A 4,380-nucleotide genomic window follows, 5' to 3' on the forward strand; every position below is an offset into this window, starting at 1 on the left:
AGGCCGGAATTCTTCTACCAGTTTGGCTTCCGCCTTGGCCCCTTTGGACAGGGCGTTGTAGATGATTTCGGCCATTTCATACCGGGTCATGGTCCGTTCGCCGTGATACTTGCCGTCTTCGTATCCCTGGATGATATCATTCCCTGCCAGCCGGCTTACGGCTTCGTAGGCCCAGTGGTTGGCCGGTACATCCGGGAAGTCCTTGGACAGGCTGGGGTTCAGCACGCCCAGCAGGGCATCCAGCCGATTCTGCAGGTTGGTCACCTGTTTGGCCAGAGCGGCATTGGTGGCTTCCGCCTTTTCCAGCCGCTTGCTGCTCTTGCCCAGCTTGAAGGACACGCCGCCGCCGATCATGTTTTCCCCATTGCCGAAGCTGGTGGAAACATTCAGCATCACCCGGTCCGTAGGCCGGTAGAACACGCCCAGGGCCCCGGCAGTTTCACTGCGGTAGTTGCCCACAGCCGCTGCCACGCTGACCTTGGAATCTTCATCGAAGTCCATAGGATGCAGGTTGGCCATAGCCGCTGCGTTGGCCCCCACTTTATCGATCCGGTTGTCCAGGTTGTCCACCCGGGTTTCCACCCGGTCTACGCGATTTTCCACAGTGGAGACTCTCTGGTTGGTTGCATGCAGCTGGCCGCCGTTCACCGCATCGGTGCTGCCTTCAGCAATGGTCCCGTCCGCCACGTTGGTGATCTTCTGGTCGTTGGCATTGATGCCGTTTTCGTTAATGTAGGTCTTGTCCCCTACCTTGTAGGACTTGGCCGTCACATCGCCGGCTACGGTAGCGTTGCCGCCTACAGAGAGATCCTTTTCCATGGTGACGTCATCCTTGAAGGTGGACTTGCCAGCCACTTCCAGGGTGCCATCCAGCTGGGTATTGCCCATCACGTGCAGGTCCTTGTTCACATCCACATAATCCGCCTTTGCCTTGCCGGTTTCCAGGGTGTTCCCGGAAATGGTGGTCTTGGTGATGGATCCTTCTCCAATAGCCGCTGCATGCTCGGTATTTTCAAAGGTGGTCCCGGCGTCCGTGGTGGTCACGCTGGTCTTGGTAGCATCGTCGCCAGTCCCAGAACTTACGGTGGTATTCACATACCCGTTTTCTGCATCCTTCAGGATGTCGATGATGTTCCCGCTGACCAGTTTCTGTTCCGACTTGGTGGCCGTATCCGTCACCGTGTTGGATCCGCCGCTGCCATTCTTCACCAGGCTGGTGAAGCCGTCGGCCTTCTGGCTGCTGCTGGAGAAGCTGCCGCTGGCAGTATCGGTGATCTTGGTGGTGTCTTCCGAAACGGTCTGCACATTGTTCAGGGACTTGGTGGTCTTGCCTTCTCCGTCCACTTCCTTCAGGGAGGTGTTCACACTGCCGGCCAGCTGGCTCAGGGTACTGGTGCTGGTCCCGTCGGTAACAATGTTCATATCCTTGGAGGCCGTCTTGGTAGAAGTGTTGCTGTTGGCTCCATCCACCACAGATTCCTTGATCTGGCTGGTGGTCATGGTCCGGCTCACGTTGTCACCTACTTTGTCCGTAATGGACTTAGAAGCCGTATTTTCGATTTCCGCTGCGGAATTGCTGAGTTTTTCCGCTGCGGTGTTGGTGATGTTCTTGGCACTGTTGCTCAAGGTTTCAGAAGCCGTGTTGGTGATGTTTTTGGCATCATTGGCGATCGTACCGTTCTTAGCCGTGTTGGTGATATCTTTTGCCGTCTGGGTGACGCCAGTGATGTTGGTGCCATCCGTTACGGCGCTGCCGATGAACGGGTTGGCTGCATCGTCCAGGTTCTTGATAACGTCGATGAAACTGCCGCCGCTTACCAGGGCATCTTCCATCTTAGTAGCTGTCTTAGACGTAGCGCTGTACTGGGTATCGCTGGCTTTGATCAGCTGTTCCGATTTGTCTACGGTGTTGCTGCTGTTGTTGACCTTGGCTCCGTCGGTAATGGAGGAAGCGAGGCTTCCGGCATTCTGGTTCACCACGGTGGTATTGGTGCCGTCCGTTACGGAGGAGGCAACCTGGTCCGCCTTCTGCAGGCTGTTGGAGGTATTGGTCCCATCGGTAATGTTGGTGTTGGTCTGGCCGGCAACGGTGTCGATAGTGGTCTTCTTGTCCCCATCGGTGAGCTGAGATTTTTCTTCTGCTGCGCCCCGGAGATAGGAAGCTTTCTTGCCATCGGCTTGGCTCATTTCTTCCGTGGTCTGGTAGGACAGCTGGGTGGAAGTATTGGAGCCGTACTCGTTGGAAACCTTGCTGACGATGGAGCTGGAAGCATCGGTTTCCACATCCAGAGCCTTGTTGGTGATCTTGTTCCGGGCTTCGTTGGTGATGTTTTCCGCCGTCAGGCTGCTGTCGCCGGTCACCGTGGTGATCTGGCTGCCGCCTACCGTAGTGCTCAGATTGGCTTTATAGTCTTCCGTTACATCGCCGGTCACGGTCTCGGTCAAGGTCCCGCCTACCGTATGGGTTTCGTTGCCGCCCACCGTAGTGGTCAGGTTTCCGCCCACCTTGTTTTCCATGTCGCCGGTCACATCGTTCAGCATCTTGCCGCCTACGGTATTGGTCATATCGCCGGTGGCTTTGTTGACCAGGGTCTGGGCTTCATTGGTGATGGTGCCGTTCTTGGCAGTGTTGGTGATATTCACATTAGTCTGTACCACACTGGTGCTGCCGTTGGCACTCTTGATCTCCTGCAGGATCTGATCGATTCTCTGCCGGAAAGTAGAGGTCTTGGCGGAGTCGTCGGAACCTTCGGTGATTACATCGCTGGATTCCGTTGCCGACTGGAAGGCCACGTTGGTCTTGTCCCCGTCCTTTACGGTATCAGTCATGGTGTACTTGTTGTCCGTACCCTGGCTCATAGTGGATTCTGCATACGCCGTCGGGTTATCGCCAGTATTCGAAAGTTTCTGGCTGATGCTGTCGGCAGTAACGGTGCTCTTGCCGATGGATTCATCGTCCTTGGCCCACAGATTGCTGCCAGTTTCATCGAAGGTAGAAGCACTGGCCTTGGTTTCGCCCGTTGCCGTATCCATTTTCAGATTTTTGGACTGGGTCTTGCCGCCATTGATGGTGGTGTAGTTGTTTGCATCCACCGTACTGGAAAGAGTCTTAGCATCAAAGACTCCATTGACTGTGAGGTCTTTGTCTACGGTCAGGTTGCCGCCAATCGTAGCGTTGCCCGTAGTTTCCAGCGTTCCCGTTTCCACAGCGCCGGTGGTCTTGACGGTTCCGGCTCCTACATCCAGTCCGGTGCCGGTAATCTGGCCGCCGCTGATAGCGCCAGTCCCAACATTCAGGCTCTTGCCGGTGATGTCCCCGGTCACAGCAAGGTTGCCGCCTACTGTCGCATTATGGTTGACCGTCAATGTATCGGTAGTTGCATTGCCGGTATTGGTCAGACCATTGGAAGAGAGGGTCCCGCCTACCAATGCATTGCCGGTAGTGGTCAGGGAACCGAAAGCGCCGGTAGTGCCGGTGATGGTGGTGCCTGTAATAGCGCCGCCGTTGATGTCTCCGCCCTGGGTATTCAGGCTGGTACCGGTAATGGCTTTACCCGAAATATCTCCTGTCGCAACGATATCATGGGCATTGATATTGCCGGTTGTAGTCAGATCTCCATTCTGGAGGGAAGCTACACCGTCTGTCAATTTATTTCCGGTGATGGTACCGCTGCCTGCATTGATATTACCGCCGTTGGTACGGAGTGCCCCTCCCTGGGTGTTGATATTTCCGCCGCCGGTCTGGATTACACCGCCATTGGTCTTGATGGAACCACCCTTGGTTGCCACGTTGCCAGCGGTATCCACGGTGAACTTGCCATCGGCCCCTTTGATGCTGCCGTCCGCATTGAGAGCGGCTTTGGCTGCTGCAGCCGTATCTCCACCGGCATAGAATCCCTTGGCATCCTGGACGGTGCTGTTCAGGCCTACTTTGATCCCGTTTTCACTGAGGGTAATCTGGTTGTTACCACCTTTGTTCATCACCAGAGTCGTTGCCGCTTTTTTGGAAGTGGTGACTGTCCCATCCTCTCCCACACTGGTGGTGTTCTTTTGCAGTACATTGTCCTGGTCCAGGCTCAATCCATTGTTCACCGCTTTCGCCAATTCGGTATCCGCTGCCACACGGCCGGCCAGTTCATTGGCATCCGCCTGACTCAGGGCGTTGAATCCAGCAGCCATATTCTGGTTTATGGTATTGACACTCTGCACCAGATTGTCATTGACAGCCTGGATTACCTTGTCCTGTGCCTTGTCCGCACCGATCCGGGCTGCGGTTTCGCTGGCCAGGGCGGCATCCAGGTTGGTCACGTTTTCGCCGATGGTCTTATTGGCTTTCACGATGGCCCCATCCTGTACGGCGGCATCGGCCTTGCTCACATA

Annotated in this window: 1 protein-coding gene; it reads right to left on the bottom strand. The window is 55.7% G+C overall.

Annotated elements, in window-relative coordinates:
* Positions 1–4,338 (bottom strand): YadA-like family protein (locus QVO43_RS08805; protein ID WP_288174836.1); only part of this gene is annotated, 4,338 nt, incomplete at its 3' end.
* Positions 4,339–4,380: the final 42 nt, after the last annotated feature.

The sequence above is a fragment of the Acidaminococcus sp. CAG:542 genome (assembly GCF_000437815.1).
In the GTDB taxonomy this organism is placed as follows: domain Bacteria; phylum Bacillota; class Negativicutes; order Acidaminococcales; family Acidaminococcaceae; genus Acidaminococcus.